Genomic DNA, 19,376 nt, shown 5'->3' on the forward strand with positions numbered 1-19,376 from the left:
CCCACCCCTGAACACGACAACGGCCTGCACAACCCCAACGGGGTCGTACAGGCCGACGTCACGCAGGCCCTCACCGATTAACCAACAGCATCCGGAACCCGGCGGGGGCCCTCTGGGCGTACGGGGTGTACAGGGCGTACGGGCTCAGCCCAGGTGGGTGCGGACCGCCTCGGCCAGCCGCTGCCCGACCGCCTCGGCCTGCACCGGGTCGGCGGCCTCGACCATCACCCGGACCAGCGGCTCGGTGCCCGACGGCCGCAGCAGCACCCGGCCGGTGGAGCCCAGCTCGGCCTCGGCCGCGGCGACCGCGGCGGCCAGCTCGGTGCTGGTCTTCACCCGGGACTTGTCGACGCCCTTGACGTTGATCAGGACCTGCGGCAGCCGGGTCATCACGGCGGCCAGGTCGGCCAGCGGCTGCTTGGTGGCGGCCAGTCGGGCGCCCAGCATCAGGCCGGTCAGGGTGCCGTCACCGGTGGTGGCGTGGTCCAGCAGGATGACGTGGCCGGACTGCTCGCCGCCCAGCGCGAAGCCGTGCTCCTTCATGGCCTCCAGCACGTAGCGGTCGCCGACGGCGGTCTCCACCAGCTCGATGCCCTCGCGCTCCATTGCCAGCTTGAAGCCGAGGTTGGACATCACGGTGGCCACCGCGGTGTTGCCGCGCAGGGTGCCGGCCTCCTTCATGGCGACCGCGAGGATGGCGATGATCTGGTCGCCGTCCACCTCGTCGCCCTCGGCGTCGGCGGCCAGGCAGCGGTCGGCGTCGCCGTCCAGGGCGATGCCGAAGTCGGCCTTGTGCTCCTTCATCGCGACGCGCAGCCGGTCCAGGTGGGTGGAGCCGACGCCGTCGTTGATGTTGAGGCCGGTGGGCTCGGCCCCCAGGGTGTGGACGACCTCGGCGCCGGCCCGGGCGAAGGCCTCGGGGGCGACGTAGGCGGCCGCGCCGTGGGCGCCGTCGATGACGACCTTGACGCCGTCCAGGCGGTTGGGCAGCACGCCGATCAGGTGGGCGACGTACTTGTCGAAGCCCTCGGTGTACTCGCGGACCCGGCCGACGGCGGCGCCGGTCGGACGGTTCCAGTCCTCCTCGCCGAGCGTGTGCTTGCGGTAGTGGGACTCGATCGCGTCCTCGATGCGGTCGTCCAGCTTGTGGCCGCCGCGGGCGAGGAACTTGATGCCGTTGTCCGGCATGGCGTTGTGACTGGCGGACAGCATCACGCCGAAGTCGGCGCCGAGCGCGCCGGTGAGGTAGGCCACGGCCGGGGTGGGCAGGACGCCGACCCGCAGGACGTCGACTCCGGCACTCGCCAGACCGGCGATGACGGCGGCCTCCAGGAACTCTCCCGAGGCACGCGGGTCACGGCCGACCACCGCGACCGGCCGGTGGCCGTCGAAGGCACCGGCCTCGCCGAGCACGTGCGCCGCCGCGACCGACAGCCCGAGCGCGAGCTCCGCCGTCAGGCCCTGGTTGGCCACCCCGCGTACGCCGTCCGTACCGAAGAGTCGTCCCACTGTCCCGTCCTCCATCACCACTGCTCGGAACCCAACCGATGATCCCGGCCGCCGCACAGTAGCCGGGGAACGCGTCGCCCCGGAGTACACGTGGTACTCCGGGGCGACGGTTGCGCAACACCAGGGGGGCGGCGCCGCCAGGGCGGACGCCCCCCTGGGACGCGATTAGCGCTTGCTGTACTGCGGCGCCTTGCGGGCCTTCTTGAGACCGGCCTTCTTGCGCTCGACGGCGCGGGCGTCACGGGTCAGGAAGCCGGCCTTCTTCAGCGCGCCGCGGTTGTTGTCCACGTCGGCCTCGTTCAGGGCACGGGCCACGCCGAGGCGCAGCGCGTAGGCCTGGCCGGACACGCCGCCGCCGCTGATGCGGGCGACGACGTCGTAACGGCCGTCCAGCTCGAGGAGCTTGAAGGGCTCGTTCACGGTCTGCTGGTGCACCTTGTTGGGGAAGTAGTCCTCAAGGGTGCGACCGTTGATCTTCCACTGGCCGGTGCCGGGGACGATGCGCACGCGGGCGATCGCCTCCTTGCGACGGCCGAGGCCGGCGCCCGGGATGGCCTCGCCGAAGCGGCCGGCCAGGGACTCGGAGGTGTAGCTCTCCTCGGAGGTGTACTCGCCCTCGACGGCCTCGGCGGCCTCGTCGAAGTCGACCTCAAGGGTTTCAGTGGTCTCGGCCACGGTGTTCCTCAGCTCTTTTCAGTGATGGGGGGCTTGGTGGCCGAATTACTGCGAGACCTGGGTGATCTCGAACGGCACCGGCTGCTGGGCAGCGTGGGGGTGCTGGTCGCCCGAGTAGACCTTCAGCTTCGAGAGCATCTGGCGGCCCAGGCTGTTCTTGGGGATCATGCCCTTGATGGCCTTCTCGACGGCCTTCTCCGGGTTGTTCGCCAGCAGGTCGTCGTAGCGCACCGAGCGCAGACCGCCCGGGAAGCCCGAGTGGCGGTAGGCCAGCTTCTGGGTCTTCTTGTTACCGGACAGGTGCACCTTGTCGGCGTTGATGATGATGACGAAGTCACCAGTGTCAACGTGCGGCGCGTAGATCGCCTTGTGCTTGCCCCGGAGGAGGTTGGCGGCCTGGGAAGCCAGGCGGCCGAGCACGACGTCGGTCGCGTCGATGACGTGCCACTGACGCTGGACGTCGCCGGGCTTGGGGCTGTACGTACGCACGGTCGTAGCCTTCGCTTTTCAGTGAGTGAGTCCTGACAGGAGCACCCGGACGGAAGAGCAGCCTGGTCAACCTTGGACGCAATTCAAGGGGGACCGCTGGTCGTCGACCTGATGTCTCCGGCGTACCGACCTCTCACGTGAGATAGAGCGAGCCAATACGCACATCAAGCGTCCAGGTTACCGGCACGACGGGAAGGGGTCAAAAATCGACGTGGACCCCCCTCGCCGTCACTCAGCGTTCGCGCTCCACCCGGGTCACGTCCCAGACCGGTTCCGGCGACTCGTACACCCGGCCGTCGGCCCCGAACACCAGGAAGCGGTCGAAGGTCTTGGCGAACCAGCGGTCGTGGGTGACGCACAGCACGGTGCCGTCGAAGGCCTCCAGCCCGGCCTGCAGCGCCTCGGCGCTCTCCAGGTCCAGGTTGTCGGTCGGCTCGTCGAGCAACAGGGCTGTCACACCGGAGAGTTCGAGCTTGAGGATCATCAGCCGGGCCTGCTGCCCGCCGGACAGCGACTCGAACTTCTGCTCCTCCTGGCGGTCCAGCTCGTACCGCCGCAGCGCGCCCATCGCGGCGCCGCGGCTGAGCGCGTGCTCCTCCTCGACGATGGAGCGGACGGTACGGCCGAACAGCTCCGGGTGGGCGTGGGTCTGCCGGAAGTGGCCGGGCACGACCCGGGCGCCGAGCTTCCAGCCGCCGGTGTGCGCGACCGTCTCGTCGCCGGCCAGCAGCCGCAGGAGGTGCGACTTGCCGGCGCCGTTGGCGCCCAGCACCCCGATCCGCTCGCCGTAGAAGACCTCCAGGTCGAAGGGCTGCATCAGGTCGGTGAGTTCCAACTGCTCCAGGGTGAACGCGCGCACGCCGGTGCGGCCGCCCTTGAGCCGCATGGTGATGCTCTGCTCGCGCGGGGGCTCCTCCGGCCGGCCGGCCTCCTCGAACTTCTTCAGCCGGGTCTGCGCGGCCGCGTAGCGGGTGGCGAGGGCGTGGCTGACCGATGCGGCCTGGCGCAGGGTCACCACCAGCTTCTTGAGCTTGGCGTGCTCCTCGTCCCAGCGCCGCCCCAGCTCCTCGAAGCGCGCGAACCGGTCCTTGCGGGCCTCGTGGAAGGAGTCGAAGCCGCCACCGTGCACCCAGACGCTGCTGCCGGCGGCACCGGACTCCACGCTGATGATCTTCTCCGCCGTGCGGGAGAGCAGCTCGCGGTCGTGTGAGATGTACAACACGGTCTTCGAGGTCGCCTTGATGGCCTCCTCCAGCCAGCGCTTGCCCGGCACGTCCAGGTAGTTGTCCGGCTCGTCCAGCAGCAGCACCTCCTCGGGGCCGCGCAGCAGCGTCTCCAGGACGAGCCGCTTCTGCTCACCGCCGGAGAGCGTGTTCAGGCCGCGCCACTGGGCCTTGTCGAAGGGCACGCCGAGGGCCGCCATGGTGCAGACGTCCCAGTCGGTCTCGTAGTCGTAGCCGCCGACGTCGGCCCAGTCGGAGAGCGCCTGGGCGTAGGCCATCTGCGTCTTCTCGTCGTCCTGGGCGATCATCGCCAGCTCGGCCGCGTCCACCGCGCGGGCGGCCACCGCGATCCGCTCGGGGGCGACCGACACCAGCAGGTCGCGGACCGAGGCGTCGGCCGGCAGCGCGCCCGGGGTGGACCGCTGGTCCTCGCGGCCGGTGGTGCCGACGAACTGGCGCATCACGCCGAGCCCGCCGCTGATCGTCACCGAGCCGCCGTGCGGCTGGAGGTCCCCCGCGATCATCCGCAGCAGGGTGGTCTTGCCGGCGCCGTTCGCGCCGACCAGGGCGACCGCGGCGCCCTCGCCGACCCGGAAGGACGCGTCGTCGAACAGCACCCGTCCGTCCGGCAGGTAGTACTCAAGGTGCGAAATTTCGACGTGTCCCATGGGAGCGATTGTCCCAAGCGGACGCCCATGGCCAAAACGGATTACCCGACGGGCTGCCCCGGCAGGGTGCGCATCCGCCGGGCCTGGCGATTGCGCTCGGCCAGCTGGTCGTCCGCCGGGTAGCCGACCTCCTCCAGCGTCAGCCCGTACGGCCGGATCACGTTGACCGCGGAGTTGCGCACCCCGCCCGCCAGCACCTCGCCGGGGAACTCCACCGGCCGGTGCCCGTCGCCGACCAGCAGCATCGCGCCGACCAGCGCCCGGACCATGTTGTGGCAGAAGGCGTCGGCCCGGACGGTGGCGACCGCGAGCGAGCCTTCCTGGGCGGCGTAGGCGTCCACCGGGACCCGGTCCCAGTGCAGCTCCAGCAGGGTGCGGATGGTGGTGGCGCCCTCGCGCTTCTTGCAGTACGCGGCGAAGTCGTGCTCGCCGAGCAGCAGCTTCGCCGCGGCGTTCATCCGGTCCACGTCCAGCGGGCGGTCGTGCCAGAGCACGTGGCCGCGCAGCAGCGGGTCCACCCCGCCCGGGTGGTCGGCGACGCGGTACGCGTACCGCCGCCAGATCGCCGAGAAGCGGGCGTCGAACCCGGCCGGCGCCTCGCCGACCCGGTAGATCCGGACGTCCCCGGGGAGCCGGCCGGCCAGCCGGCGCAGCAGCTTGTCCCGGTGCGCCTCCCACAGCTCGGCCGGCAGGTCGACGTGCGCGACCTGGCCGCGGGCGTGCACCCCGGCGTCGGTACGGCCGGCCACGGTCAGCGGGAACAGCTCCGGACTGCGGGTGACGATCTGCAGCGCGCTCTCGATCTCCTCCTGGACCGTCCGCCGGCCGCCCTTCTGCCGGGCCCAGCCGGAGAACTCGGCGCCCTGGTAGGCGAGGTCGAGGCGGACCCGGACGTACCCGTCCGCCGGTCCGTCCTTCACCGGCGGCTGCTCGGCGCAATCGTTGACCACAATCCACTCCAGACAGAAGGAACGGGCCCGCTCCCCCACGAATGGGAGAACGGGCCCGCACTACACCTACAGGTGTCAGGCCTGCTCGGCGGCCTCGGCCTCGGCGGCCTCGGCCTCGGCGGCCTTGGTCTCGACGGCAGCGGCCTCGTCGGCCTCCTTGACGGCGCGCTTGGTGGCGCCCTCGGCCTCGCCGACGGCGGTCTGCGCGACGGTCAGCGCCTCGACCAGCTCGATCACGGCCATCGGGGCGTTGTCGCCACGACGGGGACCGATCTTGGTGATACGGGTGTAACCACCCGGGCGGTTCTCGTAGCGCGGCGCGATCTCGGTGAAGAGGGTGTGCAGCACGGCGATGTCGGTGATCGTCTTGCGAACCAGACGACGGTTGTGGATGTCGCCCTTCTTCGCCTTGGTGATCAGCTTCTCCGCCAGCGGGCGCATCCGACGGGCCTTGGCCTCGGTCGTGGTGATGCGGCCGTACTGGAACAGCTCCCGGCACAGACCGGCGAGCAGCAGCGGCTCGTGGTGCGGGCCGCCGCCGAGGCGGGCACCCTTGGTGGGACGCGGCATGGAATTACTCCTCGAATCTCCGACTGCGGCCGTACCAGGTACCGCAGCGGGCGTACAGGCACGGTGCCCGCACGACTTTCACGACAGCGGAGGCGGTTCCGGAGAACCGCCCCCGCGGTCAAGTCTCTCAGTACTGCTCGGTCTCCGCGTAACCCGCGTCGTCCAGGTCGTCGGCGCCGAAGGCGTCGGCGGCGGCGGTCGGGTCGAACCCGGGCGGGCTGTCCTTGAGGGCCAGGCCCATGCCGGCCAGCTTCGCCTTGACCTCGTCGATCGACTTCGCACCGAAGTTGCGGATGTCGAGCAGGTCGGCCTCGGAGCGGGCGACGAGCTCACCCACGGTGTGGATGCCCTCGCGCTTGAGGCAGTTGTACGACCGAACGGTGAGCTCCAGCTCCTCGATCGGCAGCGCCAGGTCGGCGGCCAGGGCGGCGTCCGTCGGGGACGGGCCCATGTCGATGCCCTCGGCGTCGATGTTCAGCTCGCGGGCGAGGCCGAACAGCTCCACCAGGGTCTTGCCGGCCGAGGCCATGGCGTCGCGCGGACGCATGGCGGGCTTGGTCTCGACGTCGACGATCAGCTTGTCGAAGTCGGTCCGCTGCTCGACACGGGTGGCCTCGACCTTGTAGGTGACCTTCAGCACGGGGCTGTAGATCGAGTCGACCGGGATGCGGCCGATCTCCTGGCCGGAGGCCTTGTTCTGGACGGCGGAGACGTAGCCGCGACCGCGCTCGACGGTCAGCTCCATCTCCAGCTTGCCCTTGCCGTTGAGCGTGGCGAGGACCAGCTCGGGGTTGTGCACCTCGACACCCGCCGGCGGGGCGATGTCGGCGGCGGTGACGACACCCGGGCCCTGCTTGCGCAGGTACATCACGACCGGCTCGTCGTGCTCCGAGGAGACGACCAGCTGCTTGATGTTGAGGATGAGGTCGGTCACGTCCTCCTTGACGCCCGGCACGGTGGTGAACTCGTGCAGGACGCCGTCGATGCGGATGCTGGTGACAGCGGCACCCGGGATCGACGACAGGAGCGTGCGGCGCAGGGAGTTGCCGAGGGTGTAGCCGAAGCCCGGCTCCAGCGGCTCGATCACGAACCGCGAGCGGAACTCGTCGACGACCTCTTCGGTCAGCGAGGGGCGCTGAGCGATAAGCATGGGGGCGTTCCTCCAGTTGTCTTCGGCACCCACTATTTGATGCCGACAGGACCAAGCGTACGGGCTCCCGAAAGCAGTGACTATTCACTACGTGGGAGCCCGTACGAGGTTTAAAACAGAACCCAGCGTGCCCGAAGGCGCTGCGTCAGACGCGGCGGCGCTTCGGCGGACGGCAGCCGTTGTGCGGGGTGGGGGTGACGTCCTGGATCGAGCCGACCTCCAGGCCGGTGGCCTGGAGCGAACGGATCGCGGTCTCGCGGCCGGAGCCCGGACCCTTCACGAAGACGTCAACCTTGCGCATGCCGTGCTCCTGCGCGCGACGGGCAGCGGCCTCGGCGGCCATCTGCGCGGCGAACGGGGTGGACTTGCGCGAGCCCTTGAAGCCGACGTGGCCGGCGGAGGCCCAGGAGATCACGTTGCCCGCGGGGTCGGTGATCGAAACGATGGTGTTGTTGAACGTGCTCTTGATGTGCGCGTGGCCGTGAGCGACGTTCTTCTTTTCCTTGCGGCGGATCTTCTTCGCGCCGGCAGCCTGACGACCCTTGGGGGGCATAAGTCTGTTCTCCTACTGAGGTGGTCGGTCCGCTGACCCGCGGGCCGGAGGGATGTCCGGTGACGGGACGGACTACTTCTTGCCCGGCTTCTTCTTGCCGGCGATCGCGCGACGCGGGCCCTTGCGGGTACGCGCGTTGGTGTGGGTGCGCTGGCCGCGGACCGGCAGGCCACGGCGGTGACGCAGACCCTCGTAGCAGCCGATCTCGACCTTGCGGCGGATGTCGGCGGCCACCTCACGGCGGAGGTCACCCTCGACCGTGTAGTTGGCGTCAATGTACTGGCCGAGCTTGATCAGGTCGTCCTCGGAGATGTCGCGAACGCGGACATCCGGGCTGACACCGGTCTCGGCGAGGGTCTGCTGGGCGCGGGTACGGCCGATGCCGTACACGTACGTAAGGGCGATCTCGATCCGCTTCTCACGGGGGAGATCAACGCCGGCGAGGCGTGCCATTCAAGGCTCCTGTGGTTCTTCAGAGGTCTTGCGTGCTACCTACTCCGACACCTCACGGTGAGGGAGCCCCGGCCTCTTACCGGGGGCGGCAGTCCGTCCGCGAAGGGACGGATCGGGTAGCCCGCTTATGACGTTTTCGCGTCGCGCGAAGTACTACGAGAAATGCTGGAGAGCGATCAGCCCTGGCGCTGCTTGTGGCGCAGGTTGTCGCAGATCACCATGACCCGGCCGTGACGGCGGATCACCTTGCACTTGTCGCAGATCTTCTTGACGCTCGGCTTGACCTTCATGCTTCAGGTTCTCCGGGTCTAGATCTGACGTTCTTACTTGTAGCGGTAGACGATCCGGCCGCGCGTGAGGTCGTAGGGGCTGAGCTCCACGACGACCCGGTCGTCCGGCAGGATGCGGATGTAGTGCATGCGCATCTTGCCACTGATGTGCGCGAGGACCTTGTGACCGTTCTGCAGCTCGACCTTGAACATCGCGTTCGGAAGAGACTCGATCACGGTGCCCTCGATCTCAATGGCGCCTTGCTTCTTAGCCATGAACTGCGAGATCCACCTTCCGGGACCGGCTACCGTATGCGGAACGCTCGTGCGAACCTGGGTTCACCCCGTCCCCGAGGGGAAGAGGGCGCGCTGAAGCACGCTACGAGTGAGCCGACGGTCCATCCTACGCCAGCGTTTCCGGTGGACCAAAACGGGGGCCCCGGAAAGCGGCACCCGTCACACCGGCGGCGTCAGACCCCGGCGGAGAGCGTCAGCGGCTGGACGTGCGCGGTGCAGGCCGAGCAGCGGCGGGCGGCCTCGGGGATCTCGGTGAGGCACTCGGGGCACGGGCGCTTGGGGGCCTTCGGCTTCTTCGGCAGGTAGCGCGCGGTCGCCTTGGTGATCGGCAGCACCACGCAGAAGTAGAGCACCGCGGCGGTCATGACGAAGGCGATCAGGACGTTGAGGAACTGGCCGTACGGGAAGGTGACCCCGGCCACCGTCGCCTTGTACGAGCTGAAGTCGCCGGCCGCACCGACCACCACGCCCACCAGCGGGGTGAGGAAGGCGGACACGAAGCCGGTCACCACCCCGGTGAACGCGGCACCGATGACCACACCGACCGCCATGTCGATGACGTTGCCGCGCATCATGAAGTCGCGGAATCCCTTGAGCACGTGCTCACTCCTGCATCGCTCGTAAACCGGTCGGGCGGCAGCTGACCACTGCCAGTCGATAAAAATAGGACAAAAGCCCTGGAGGTCCAAACCTCCAGGGCTCTGATCCCTTGTCAGCAGCGGCGCTCGGGCGCCGCGACGACTACGCGAGCGGGTCCGGAGCTGCGGTGATGCCCAGCTTGGCCAGTTCGGCCCGGCCTCCGTCGAAGGCGGTCAGGACCAGCGGGCCCTGCTCGGTCACGGCCACCGAGTGCTCCCAGTGCGAGGCCCAGGTGCCGTCGTTGGTGACGACCGTCCACTCGTCGTCCAGGACGGTCGTGTGCGGGGTGCCCAGCGAGACCATCGGCTCGATCGCCAGCACGGTGCCGGGGACCAGCTTGGGGCCCTTGCCGCGGCCGCGCTCGACGTAGTTCAGCACGTGGGGCTCCATGTGCATCGCGGTGCCGATGCCGTGGCCGCCGTAGCCCTCGGTGATACCCCACTTGCCCTTCGGCGGCAGCGGCTGGCGGCGGATGAAGCCCTCGATCGCCTTGGAGACGTCGACCAGGCGGTTGTTCTTCTTCATCTGGGCGATGCCGGCCCACATCGAGCCCTCGGTGACCCGGCTCAGCATCTCGACCTCGGGGCGGACCTCGCCGACCGCCACGCTGATCGCCGCGTCGCCGTGCCAGCCGTCCAGGATGGCGCCGCAGTCGATCGAGATGAGGTCGCCCTCCTGCAGCACCCGCTCGCCCGGGATACCGTGCACGACCTCGTTGTTCACCGAGGCGCAGATCACGCCGGGGAACCAGAGACCGCCGTGGTTGGCGCGGAAGTTCGAGGTGGCGCCGTGGTCGGTGATGACCTTGTCCGCGATGTCGTTGAGGTCCTGGGTGGTCACCCCCGGAGCGACCGCCTCGCGGCAGGCCTTCAGGGCCTCGGCGACGACCAGCCCGGCCGCTCGCATCTTCGCGATCTGCTCGGGGGTCTTGATCTCCACCATCTGGTCACGCCTTCCAAGTCCGGATTACCACTGCCCTACCACCGTACGACGCCGAAACGGCCGGGCCACCCGCTGGGCGGGCGACCCGGCCGTACCGTCGTACGTTCGCCGAGAGACTCAGCTGTCCTGCTTCAGCGCCTCGATCGCGCGGGCGGTGACCTCGTCCACCTTGCCGAGGGCCGGGATGGTCACCAGGAGACCCTGCTCCTTGTAGTAACCGATGATCGGCTCGGTCTCGGTGTGGTAGACCTCCAGGCGCGTGCGCACCTTGTCCTCGGTGTCGTCCGAGCGCTGGTACAGCTCGCCGCCGCACTCGTCGCAGACGCCCTCGGCCTTCGGCGGGTTGTAGTCCACGTGGAAGACGTGGCCACCGTCGTTGCGGCACAGGCGACGGCCCGCGATCCGCTTGACGACCTCGTCCTCCGGGACCTCCAGGTCCAGCACGCCGTCCAGCTTGATGCCCTGCTCGGCGAGGAACTCGTCGAGCGCCTCGGCCTGGCCGAGGTTGCGGGGGAAGCCGTCCAGCAGGAAGCCGTTCACGGCGTCCTCCTGGAGCATGCGGTCCTTGGCCATCCCGATGGTGACCTCGTCCGGTACCAGACGGCCCGCGTCCATGTAGCTCTTGGCCTCGAGCCCCAGCGGGGTGCCCTGACCGATGTTGGCGCGGAACAGGTCTCCGGTGGAGATGTGGGGAATGGACAGGGTCTTGGCGAGCAGGTGCGCCTGAGTACCCTTCCCGGCCCCGGGAGGACCAACGAGGACGATACGCATCAGCGGAGGAACCCTTCGTAATTGCGCTGCTGGAGCTGGCTCTCGATCTGCTTCACAGTTTCGAGTCCGACGCCGACGACGATGAGCACACTGGTGCCGCCGAACGGGAAAGCGGTCTGCTGTCCGAAGGCGACCAGGGCGATCATCGGGATCAACGCGATCAGGCCCAGGTAGAGCGAACCCGGCCACGTGATTCGGGTCAGCACGTAGTTCAGGTACTCGGCCGTCGGCCGGCCGGCCCGGATGCCCGGGATGAACCCACCATACTTCTTCATATTGTCGGCAACTTCTTCGGGGTTGAAGGAGATCGCGACGTAGAAGAAGGCGAAGAAGACGATCAGCAGGAAGTAGGTCGCCATGTAGATCGGGTGGTCACCCTTGACGAAGTTCGTCCGGATCCACGTGGCCCAGCCCGCCTGGCTGTTGGTCAGCTGGACCACCAGGGCGGGAATGTAGAGCAGCGACGAGGCGAAGATGACCGGGATGACACCGGCCTGGTTCACCTTGAGCGGGATGTAGGTCGAGGTGCCGCCGAACGCCCGGCGGCCGATCATCCGCTTCGCGTACTGGACCGGGATCCGGCGCTGGGCCTGCTCGACGAAGATGACCAGCATCACGACGATGATGCCGACCGCGACCACGGAGAGGAACTCGACCCAGCCGCCGCCGATGGTGCCGCCGGTCTTGATCGCCCACATCGAGGTCGGGAACTGCGCCGCGATCGAGGTGAAGATCAGCAGCGACATGCCGTTGCCGATGCCGCGGTCGGTGATCAGCTCACCCAGCCACATGATGACCGTGGTGCCGGCCGTCATCGTGAGGACCATGACCGCGATCCGGAACACTCCGGTGTCCGGGACGATCTGGTTGGCCACCGGGCAGCCCGAGAACAGCGCGCCACTGGAGGCCGTCGCGACGATGCCGGTGCCCTGGAGCACGGCGAGCGCGATGGTCAGGTAGCGGGTGTACTGGGTGATCTTCGCCTGGCCGGCCTGGCCCTCCTTCTTCAGCATCTCCAGTCGCGGGATCACGACGGTGAGGAGCTGGAGGATGATGCTCGCCGTGATGTACGGCATGATGCCGAGCGCGAAGATCGTCAATTGGAGGAGCGCGCCACCGCTGAACAGGTTGACGAGCCCGAAGAGGCCGTTGTTCTTTGTCGCCTTCACACACTCGTTCACGGCCGTGAAGCTCACGCCGGGGATCGGAATGTGCGAGCCCAGCCGGAACAGCACCATGATGCCCAGCGTGAACAGCAGCTTCTTGCGCAGGTCGGGCGTCTGGAACGCCCGCGCGAACGCACTGAGCACGGTGCCTCCTGCGCCTCCCGCACGTCGTCGGCGGGAGGGTCGGTCCTGAATGGGGAGTTTGCGGTTCGGGCTCCCGTACAGACGGCACAGGCGAGCCTACGCGCAGCCTACAAGGGAACTCCACGGACTCTAACAGTGCGCGGCCACTCGGAAGAAGCGCGTACGGCCCCTCCCCCACTCACGGGGTACGGGATGCCCGGGTTTGCCACACAAAAGAACGAGCACCCGGCCGTCCGGAACCGAACGGTCCCGCACGGCCCGGGAACGGCACGAGCCCCGCACCTCCCGAAGGAGGTGCGGGGCTCGAAGCCGGAGTGTCAGCGGGCTCAGATGAGCTCGTTGACCGTACCGCCGGCGGCCTTGATCTTCTCGGCGGCGGTGCCGGAGACGGCGTCCACCGAGACCTGCAGGGCAACCGAGATCTCGCCGGTGCCGAGCACCTTGACGAGCGAGTTCTTGCGAACCGCGCCCTTCTCGACGAGACCCTCGACGGTGACCTCTCCACCCTGCGGGTAGAGCTCGGCCAGCTTGTCGAGGTTGACCACCTGGAAGGTGATCTTGAAGGGGTTCTTGAAGCCCTTCAGCTTCGGCAGGCGCATGTGGAGGGGCATCTGGCCACCCTCGAAGCGCTGCGGAACCTGGTAGCGGGCCTTGGTGCCCTTGGTACCACGACCAGCGGTCTTACCCTTGGAGCCCTCACCACGACCGACACGGATCTTGTCGGTCTTGGCACCAGGGGCGGGACGCAGGTTGTGGATCTTGATCGGGTTCTCGCCCATGATCAGTCCACCTCCTCAACCGTCACCAGGTGACGGACCGTGTGGGCCATCCCGCGGATCTCGGGACGGTCCTCCTTCACCACGACGTCGTGCATGCGCTTGAGACCAAGCGAACGCAGGGTGTCACGGTGGTTCTGCTTGCTGCCGATGTACGACTTGGTCTGCGTGATCTTCAGGCGAGCCATCAGGCGCTCACCCCAGCAGCACGCGCCCGCAGCAGAGCAGCGGGGGCCACGTCCTCCAGCGGCAGGCCACGACGAGCGGCGATCTCCTCGGGGCGCACGAGGCCCTTCAGAGCAGCCACGGTGGCGTGCACGATGTTGATCGCGTTGTCCGAGCCGAGCGACTTCGACAGGATGTCGTGGATGCCGGCGCACTCCAGGACGGCGCGCACCGGACCACCGGCGATAACACCGGTACCGGGGGCGGCGGGCTTCAGGAGCACGACGCCGGCGGCCTTCTCACCCTGGATGGGGTGCGGGATGGTGCCCTGGATACGGGGGACCTTGAAGAAGTTCTTCTTGGCCTCCTCAACACCCTTGGCGATGGCGGCCGGAACCTCCTTCGCCTTCCCGTAACCAACACCCACGGTGCCATCGCCATCGCCCACCACGACCAGCGCGGTGAAGGAGAAACGACGACCACCCTTGACAACCTTGGCGACACGGTTGATCGCGACGACGCGCTCGACGTAAGCGGTCTTCTCGACGGCGGGGGCGTTGCCCCGGTCGTCACGCTTACGGTCACGCCGCTCGCCACCGGTGCCGCCGCCGGCGCCGCTACCGCGGCGCTGGGGTCCAGCCATTGGAATTACCTCTCTCGATTACGTCCGCCGACAGAGTCGACGAGCGGCTTAGAAGTCGAGCCCGGCCTCGCGGGCCGCGTCCGCCAGGGCGGCGATGCGGCCGGCGTACCGGTTGCCCGCGCGGTCGAAGACGACCGACTCGATGCCGGCGGCCTTGGCGCGCTCGGCGACCAGGCTCCCGACCTTCTTGGCCAGCTCGGTCTTGTCGCCCTCGGCGCCCTTGATGGACACGTCGAGGGTGGACGCCGACGCCAGGGTGTGACCCTTGGCGTCGTCGATGACCTGGGCGACCATGTGACGGTTCGAGCGCGTCACGACGAGACGCGGACGCACCTCGGTGCCGACGACGCGCTTGCGAACGCGGATCGCGCGGCGCTTGCGAGCGGCGCTCTTGTAGGCGTTGCCCTTGCCGATCTTGACAGAGACACTCATCGCTTACTTACCACTCTTTCCGACCTTGCGGCGGATGACCTCGCCCGCGTACTTGACACCCTTGGCCTTGTACGGGTCGGGCTTGCGCAGCTTGCGGATCTTCGCGGCGACCTCGCCGACCTTCTGCTTGTCGATGCCGTCCACGTGGAACTTGGTGGCCGACTCGACGACGAAGGAGATGCCCTCGGGCGCCTCGACGAGGATCGGGTGGCTGTAGCCCAGCTGGAACTCCATGTCGGAGCCCTTCGCCAGAACTCGGTAGCCGACACCGCTGATCTCCAGCGACTTGCGGTAGCCCGCGGTCACGCCGGTGATCATGTTCGCCACCAGCGTGCGGGAAAGGCCGTGCAGGGCCTTCGACAGACGCTCGTCGTTGGGGCGGGTGACGAGCAGCGTGCCGTCCTCGCCCTTACCGATCTCGATCGGCGCGGCGACGACGTGGGTGAGGGAGCCCTTCGGGCCCTTCACCGAGACCGCCTGGCCATCGATGGTGACGTCCACGCCAGCGGGGACCTGGATGGGCAGCCGTCCAATGCGCGACATTGCTGTACCTCCGTTTCCCGAATTACCAGACGTAGGCGAGGACTTCTCCGCCTACGCCCTTCTTGGCGGCCTGCTTGTCGGTCAGGAGGCCGGAGGACGTGGAGATGATCGCCACGCCCAGGCCGCCGAGAACCTTCGGCAGGTTGGTGGACTTTGCGTAAACGCGCAGACCCGGCTTGCTGATGCGCTTGATGCCGGCGATGGAGCGCTCACGGTTGGGGCCGAACTTGAGCTCGATGGTCAGCTTCTTGCCGACCTCGCCCTCGACGGGCTCCTCAACCTTGTAGGAGGAGATGTACCCCTCCTGCTGCAGGATCTCGGCGACGTGCGCCTTGATCTTGCTGGCCGGCATCGCCACGGTGTCGTGGTACGCCGAGTTCGCGTTACGCAGACGCGTGAGCATGTCTGCGATGGGGTCGGTCATGGTCATGATGGCCTCAGGCCTCTCTCGCCGCGGTTTCTCCGCGCCAGGTCCCCCTCCCGCACTCTTCCGAGTGCGGTAGGGGCACAAGCGCAGGGGACCTGCGACGTCGTAAGACTGGGTGCGAGCCCTCCGTAAAGGGCCACGAACATCCATGGGGAAGCCGTGGCAGGGGGCCCGACCCCACTACCTTACGGGAATCCGTACGGCAGGCCCAAAACGGGCCGGTGTGGGATCGGGCACCTCTGCTTCGCTGGGTGCCTAAAGCGCCTGGATTACCAGGAGCTCTTGGTCACGCCCGGCAGCTCGCCGCGGTGCGCCATCTCACGGAGGCAGACACGGCACAGGCCGAACTTGCGGTACACCGAGTGCGGACGGCCGCAGCGCTGGCACCGGGTGTAGGCCCGGACGCCGAACTTCGGCTTGCGCTCGGACTTCGCGATGAGGGACTTCTTCGCCATTGGCTCACGCCTCCTTGAACGGGAAGCCCAGAGCACGCAGGAGCGCCCGGCCCTCGTCGTCGGTCTGAGCGGTGGTCACGACGGTGATGTCCATACCGCGCTGACGGTCGACCTTGTCCTGGTCGATCTCGTGGAACATAACCTGCTCGGTCAGACCGAAGGTGTAGTTGCCACGGCCGTCGAACTGCTTCGGGGAGAGGCCGCGGAAGTCGCGGATTCGCGGCAGGGCCAGCGAAACCAGACGGTCCAGGAACTCCCACATGCGGTCACCACGGAGGGTGACGTGCGTGCCGATCGGCTGGCCCTCGCGCAGCTTGAACTGCGCGATGGACTTGCGAGCCTTGGTCACGGCCGGCTTCTGACCGGTGATCGCGGTCAGGTCGCGGATCGCGCCCTCGATCAGCTTGCTGTCACGGGCGGCCTCGCCGACACCCATGTTGACGACGACCTTGACCAGGCCGGGCGTCAGCATGACGTTCTCGTACGAGAACTGCTCCTGCAGCTGACCCTTGATCTCGGAGTTGTAACGCTCCTTGAGACGGGGGGTCACCTTCTCAACAGTCGTCTCAGACATCAGATGTCCTCACCGGTTCGCTTGGCAACGCGGATCTTGTTGCCCTCGTCATCGAAGCGGTAGCCAACGCGGGTGACGACCTTCTTGCCGTCCTTCTCCACGACCAGCTGGACGTTGGAGACGTGCACCGGGGCCTCGACGGTGACGATGCCACCCTGAGTGCCCGGGCCCGGCTTGGTGTGCTTCTTGACCCGGTTCACACCCTCGACCAGGACCTTGTTCTCGGCGGGCATGGCCTGGATGACCTTGCCCTGCTTGCCGCGGTCCTTGCCGGTGATGACCTGAACCAGGTCACCCTTCTTGATCTTCATGCTGTTCGCCATGAGTTAGAGCACCTCCGGCGCAAGCGAGATGATCTTCATGAACTTCTTGTCACGCAGCTCGCGGCCCACCGGGCCGAAGATGCGGGTACCACGGGGGTCACCATCGGTGTTCTTCAGAACGACCGCGGCGTTCTCGTCGAAACGGATGTACGAGCCATCCGGACGACGACGCGACTTCACGGTACGGACGACGACGCACTTGACGACGTCACCCTTCTTCACCGAACCGCCGGGGATCGCGTCCTTGACGGTCGCGACGATGACGTCCCCGATGCCGGCGTAGCGGCGACCGGAACCACCGAGAACGCGGATGCAAAGGATTTCCTTCGCGCCCGTGTTGTCGGCGACACGCAGTCGCGACTCCTGCTGGATCACAGCTTTCTCCTGATCGTCAACGAGAGCTGACGGGCCGGCCGCTGCTCACACCAGCGCCCACGAGGGGCCTGGTGCACATACGGCCGTACCGCATCAACTTCGTTACTTGGCCTTCTCGAGGATCTCGACGACGCGCCAGCGCTTCGTCGCGGACAGCGGGCGGGTCTCCGCCAGGAGGACCCGGTCGCCGATGCCGCAGGCGTTCGCCTCGTCGTGCGCCTTCAGCTTGTTCGTACGGCGGATGACCTTGCCGTACAGAGCGTGCTTGACGCGGTCCTCGACGGCGACGACGACGGTCTTGTCCATCTTGTCGCTGACGACGAGACCCTCACGGGTCTTGCGGAAACCGCGCGTCTCGTTGGTGTTCTCAGTCATCAGGCGCTCTCCACCGTCTCGATGCCCAGCTCGCGCTCGCGCATCAGGGTGTAGATCCGCGCGATGTCCTTACGGACGAGCTTGAGCCGTCCGTGGTTGTCGAGCTGCCCGGTCGCCGCCTGGAAGCGGAGGTTGAACAGCTCCTCCTTGGCCTCACGGAGCTTGGCAACGAGACCCTCGTTGTCCAGCTCGCGGAGGTCAGCAGCCTTGGTGCCGGCCGACATCAGCTCTCACCTGCCTCGCGCCGGATGATCCGGCACTTCATCGGGAGCTTGTGAGCAGCGCGGGTCAGCGCCTCACGAGCCACCTTCTCGTTGGGGTACGACAGCTCGAACATGACCCGACCCGGGTGCACGTTCGCGATCCACCACTCGGGCGAACCCTTACCGGAACCCATGCGGGTCTCGGCCGGCTTCTTGGTGAGCGGACGGTCCGGGTAGATGTTGATCCAGACCTTGCCGCCACGCTTGATGTGACGGGTGACGGCGATACGAGCGGACTCGATCTGCCGGTTCGTCACGTAGGCCGGGGTGACGGCCTGGATGCCGTACTCGCCGAAGGCGAGCTCGGTGCCACCCTTGGCAGCGCCACGGCGCTTCGGGTGGTGCTGCTTGCGGTGCTTGACCCGACGGGGGATCAGCATTGGGGTCAGGCCTCCGTTCCGGTGTTCTCGGCAGCCGGAGCCTCGGCGACCGGGGCCGCGGGGGCCTCGGAAGCGGCGGGGCGACGGCCACGGCCACCGCGCTCGCCACCACGGCGCTCGCCACCGCGGGCGGGACGACCACCCTCGGGACGGGCCGGGCGGTTGCCCGAGCGGGCAGCGGCGTTCTCAGCGCGGACCTCGGCGATGTTCTTGACGTCGCCCTTGTAGATCCAGACCTTCACACCGATGCGGCCGAAGGTCGTCTTGGCCTCGAAGAAGCCGTAGTCGACGTTCGCGCGCAGGGTGTGCAGCGGCACACGGCCCTCGCGGTAGAACTCCGAACGGCTCATCTCGGCGCCGCCGAGACGACCGGAGCACTGGACCTTGATGCCCTTGGCGCCGGACTTCATGGTGCCCTGCATCGACTTGCGCATGGCACGGCGGAACGACACGCGGGAGGACAGCTGCTCCGCGACGCCCTGAGCCACGAGCTGGGCGTCCAGCTCGGGGTTCTTGACCTCGAGGATGTTCAGCTGGACCTGCTTGCCGGTCAGCTTCTCGAGGTCGCCGCGGATGCGGTCGGCCTCGGTGCCACGGCGACCGATGACGATGCCGGGGCGAGCGGTGTGGATGTCGACGCGGACGCGGTCGCGGGTGCGCTCGATCTCGACCTTGGAGATGCCGGCGCGCTCCATGCCCTTCGTCATCATGCGACGAATGGCAACGTCTTCCTTGACGTAGTCCTTGTACAGCTTGTCGGCGTACCAGCGGGACTTGAAGTCCGTGCTGATGCCGAGGCGGAACCCGTGCGGGTTAACCTTCTGGCCCATTACCGGGTCCCTTCCTTGCTGCTGACGACCACGGTGATGTGGCTGGTCCGCTTGCGGATCCGGTAGGCACGGCCCTGGGCGCGCGGACGGAACCGCTTCAGGGTCGGACCCTCGTCAACGTACGCCTCGCTGATGACGAGGTCGTCCACGTTGTTGTGGTTGTAGTTGTGCACGGCGTTGGCAATGGCGCTGTCGAGCACCTTGCCGACCGGCACGGTGGCGGCCTGCGGAGCGAAACGCAGGACCGCCTGGGCCTCCGTGGCGTTCAGGCCACGGATGAGGTCCACCACGCGGCGGGCCTTCATGGGCGTGACGCGGATGTACCGCGCCTGGGCCCTGGCTTCCAT

The 19,376-nt window shown here is 67.9% G+C and carries 30 protein-coding genes; all 30 read right to left on the reverse strand.

Annotated features, from left to right (window positions below):
- Positions 1-144: 144 nt before the first annotated feature.
- Positions 145-1,509 (reverse strand): phosphoglucosamine mutase, encoded by a 1,365-nt coding sequence (gene glmM, locus ACZ52R_RS27230; protein ID WP_465616187.1) that lies wholly within the window; start codon positions 1,507-1,509, stop codon positions 145-147.
- 165 nt (positions 1,510-1,674) lie between these two features.
- Positions 1,675-2,196: a 30S ribosomal protein S9 gene (gene rpsI, locus ACZ52R_RS27235; protein ID WP_396288796.1), complete on the reverse strand. Its 522-nt coding sequence runs from the start codon at positions 2,194-2,196 to the stop codon at positions 1,675-1,677.
- Between the two features lie 33 nt (positions 2,197-2,229).
- Positions 2,230-2,673, reverse strand: a complete 444-nt coding sequence (rplM, locus tag ACZ52R_RS27240) for a 50S ribosomal protein L13 (RefSeq protein WP_465616185.1) — start codon at positions 2,671-2,673, stop codon at positions 2,230-2,232.
- A gap of 232 nt (positions 2,674-2,905) precedes the next feature.
- Positions 2,906-4,564 (reverse strand): ABC-F family ATP-binding cassette domain-containing protein, encoded by a 1,659-nt coding sequence (locus ACZ52R_RS27245; protein WP_465616183.1) that lies wholly within the window; start codon positions 4,562-4,564, stop codon positions 2,906-2,908.
- Between the two features lie 41 nt (positions 4,565-4,605).
- Positions 4,606-5,514 carry a tRNA pseudouridine(38-40) synthase TruA gene (gene truA, locus ACZ52R_RS27250; protein WP_465616181.1) on the reverse strand — a complete coding sequence of 303 codons (909 nt, stop codon included), beginning with the start codon at positions 5,512-5,514 and terminating at the stop codon, positions 4,606-4,608.
- A 75-nt stretch (positions 5,515-5,589) separates the two neighbouring features.
- Positions 5,590-6,084 (reverse strand): 50S ribosomal protein L17, encoded by a 495-nt coding sequence (gene rplQ / locus ACZ52R_RS27255; RefSeq protein WP_465754337.1) that lies wholly within the window; start codon positions 6,082-6,084, stop codon positions 5,590-5,592.
- Between the two features lie 127 nt (positions 6,085-6,211).
- The gene (locus tag ACZ52R_RS27260; RefSeq protein ID WP_030055844.1) at positions 6,212-7,234 is read right to left on the reverse strand and encodes a DNA-directed RNA polymerase subunit alpha; all 1,023 of its coding nucleotides are present in this window, start codon (positions 7,232-7,234) and stop codon (positions 6,212-6,214) included.
- A 145-nt stretch (positions 7,235-7,379) separates the two neighbouring features.
- Complete coding sequence (rpsK, locus tag ACZ52R_RS27265) at positions 7,380-7,787, reverse strand: 30S ribosomal protein S11 (RefSeq protein ID WP_030232513.1); 408 nt, start codon at positions 7,785-7,787, stop codon at positions 7,380-7,382.
- Positions 7,788-7,859: 72 nt separating this feature from the next.
- Positions 7,860-8,240, reverse strand: a complete 381-nt coding sequence (gene rpsM, locus ACZ52R_RS27270) for a 30S ribosomal protein S13 (protein ID WP_360495035.1) — start codon at positions 8,238-8,240, stop codon at positions 7,860-7,862.
- Positions 8,241-8,416: 176 nt separating this feature from the next.
- Positions 8,417-8,530, reverse strand: coding sequence for a 50S ribosomal protein L36 (gene rpmJ / locus ACZ52R_RS27275; protein ID WP_003956441.1), 114 nt, complete (start codon positions 8,528-8,530; stop codon positions 8,417-8,419).
- 33 nt (positions 8,531-8,563) lie between these two features.
- Entirely contained in the window at positions 8,564-8,785 is a 222-nt protein-coding gene (gene infA, locus ACZ52R_RS27280; RefSeq protein ID WP_003956442.1) for a translation initiation factor IF-1, read from the reverse strand.
- 194 nt (positions 8,786-8,979) lie between these two features.
- On the reverse strand, positions 8,980-9,405 hold the full coding sequence (mscL, locus tag ACZ52R_RS27285) for a large conductance mechanosensitive channel protein MscL (RefSeq protein ID WP_465662434.1): 426 nt from the start codon (positions 9,403-9,405) through the stop codon (positions 8,980-8,982).
- Between the two features lie 142 nt (positions 9,406-9,547).
- Positions 9,548-10,387: a type I methionyl aminopeptidase gene (map, locus tag ACZ52R_RS27290; RefSeq protein ID WP_360495029.1), complete on the reverse strand. Its 840-nt coding sequence runs from the start codon at positions 10,385-10,387 to the stop codon at positions 9,548-9,550.
- 117 nt (positions 10,388-10,504) lie between these two features.
- Positions 10,505-11,158: an adenylate kinase gene (locus ACZ52R_RS27295; protein WP_360495026.1), complete on the reverse strand. Its 654-nt coding sequence runs from the start codon at positions 11,156-11,158 to the stop codon at positions 10,505-10,507.
- Entirely contained in the window at positions 11,158-12,468 is a 1,311-nt protein-coding gene (secY, locus tag ACZ52R_RS27300; protein WP_360495023.1) for a preprotein translocase subunit SecY, read from the reverse strand. Before secY ends, ACZ52R_RS27295 begins: the two co-directional genes overlap by 1 nt.
- Before the next feature lie 326 nt (positions 12,469-12,794).
- On the reverse strand, positions 12,795-13,247 hold the full coding sequence (gene rplO / locus ACZ52R_RS27305) for a 50S ribosomal protein L15 (protein ID WP_360495020.1): 453 nt from the start codon (positions 13,245-13,247) through the stop codon (positions 12,795-12,797).
- A 2-nt stretch (positions 13,248-13,249) separates the two neighbouring features.
- Positions 13,250-13,432: a 50S ribosomal protein L30 gene (rpmD, locus tag ACZ52R_RS27310; RefSeq protein ID WP_030055835.1), complete on the reverse strand. Its 183-nt coding sequence runs from the start codon at positions 13,430-13,432 to the stop codon at positions 13,250-13,252.
- On the reverse strand, positions 13,432-14,052 hold the full coding sequence (gene rpsE / locus ACZ52R_RS27315; RefSeq protein WP_030393306.1) for a 30S ribosomal protein S5: 621 nt from the start codon (positions 14,050-14,052) through the stop codon (positions 13,432-13,434). Before rpsE ends, rpmD begins: the two co-directional genes overlap by 1 nt.
- A gap of 48 nt (positions 14,053-14,100) precedes the next feature.
- Positions 14,101-14,484: a 50S ribosomal protein L18 gene (rplR, locus tag ACZ52R_RS27320; protein WP_030280785.1), complete on the reverse strand. Its 384-nt coding sequence runs from the start codon at positions 14,482-14,484 to the stop codon at positions 14,101-14,103.
- Between the two features lie 3 nt (positions 14,485-14,487).
- Complete coding sequence (gene rplF, locus ACZ52R_RS27325; protein WP_030055832.1) at positions 14,488-15,027, reverse strand: 50S ribosomal protein L6; 540 nt, start codon at positions 15,025-15,027, stop codon at positions 14,488-14,490.
- Between the two features lie 22 nt (positions 15,028-15,049).
- On the reverse strand, positions 15,050-15,457 hold the full coding sequence (gene rpsH, locus ACZ52R_RS27330) for a 30S ribosomal protein S8 (RefSeq protein WP_033824224.1): 408 nt from the start codon (positions 15,455-15,457) through the stop codon (positions 15,050-15,052).
- Between the two features lie 266 nt (positions 15,458-15,723).
- Positions 15,724-15,909, reverse strand: a complete 186-nt coding sequence (locus ACZ52R_RS27335; RefSeq protein ID WP_030055830.1) for a type Z 30S ribosomal protein S14 — start codon at positions 15,907-15,909, stop codon at positions 15,724-15,726.
- 4 nt (positions 15,910-15,913) lie between these two features.
- On the reverse strand, positions 15,914-16,483 hold the full coding sequence (gene rplE / locus ACZ52R_RS27340; RefSeq protein WP_030393302.1) for a 50S ribosomal protein L5: 570 nt from the start codon (positions 16,481-16,483) through the stop codon (positions 15,914-15,916).
- Positions 16,483-16,794 carry a 50S ribosomal protein L24 gene (gene rplX / locus ACZ52R_RS27345; protein ID WP_030055828.1) on the reverse strand — a complete coding sequence of 104 codons (312 nt, stop codon included), beginning with the start codon at positions 16,792-16,794 and terminating at the stop codon, positions 16,483-16,485. The genes rplE and rplX overlap by 1 nt, the downstream gene beginning before the upstream one ends.
- A gap of 15 nt (positions 16,795-16,809) precedes the next feature.
- Positions 16,810-17,181 carry a 50S ribosomal protein L14 gene (gene rplN, locus ACZ52R_RS27350; protein WP_030393301.1) on the reverse strand — a complete coding sequence of 124 codons (372 nt, stop codon included), beginning with the start codon at positions 17,179-17,181 and terminating at the stop codon, positions 16,810-16,812.
- A gap of 102 nt (positions 17,182-17,283) precedes the next feature.
- On the reverse strand, positions 17,284-17,556 hold the full coding sequence (gene rpsQ / locus ACZ52R_RS27355) for a 30S ribosomal protein S17 (protein WP_030055826.1): 273 nt from the start codon (positions 17,554-17,556) through the stop codon (positions 17,284-17,286).
- On the reverse strand, positions 17,556-17,780 hold the full coding sequence (gene rpmC / locus ACZ52R_RS27360; RefSeq protein ID WP_049649042.1) for a 50S ribosomal protein L29: 225 nt from the start codon (positions 17,778-17,780) through the stop codon (positions 17,556-17,558). Before rpmC ends, rpsQ begins: the two co-directional genes overlap by 1 nt.
- The gene (rplP, locus tag ACZ52R_RS27365) at positions 17,780-18,199 is read right to left on the reverse strand and encodes a 50S ribosomal protein L16 (RefSeq protein ID WP_030055824.1); all 420 of its coding nucleotides are present in this window, start codon (positions 18,197-18,199) and stop codon (positions 17,780-17,782) included. Before rplP ends, rpmC begins: the two co-directional genes overlap by 1 nt.
- 5 nt (positions 18,200-18,204) lie before the next feature.
- Entirely contained in the window at positions 18,205-19,029 is an 825-nt protein-coding gene (gene rpsC / locus ACZ52R_RS27370) for a 30S ribosomal protein S3 (protein ID WP_030393298.1), read from the reverse strand.
- Complete coding sequence (rplV, locus tag ACZ52R_RS27375) at positions 19,029-19,376, reverse strand: 50S ribosomal protein L22 (RefSeq protein WP_033824229.1); 348 nt, start codon at positions 19,374-19,376, stop codon at positions 19,029-19,031. Before rplV ends, rpsC begins: the two co-directional genes overlap by 1 nt.

The organism is Kitasatospora sp. NPDC034023, assembly GCF_055575795.1.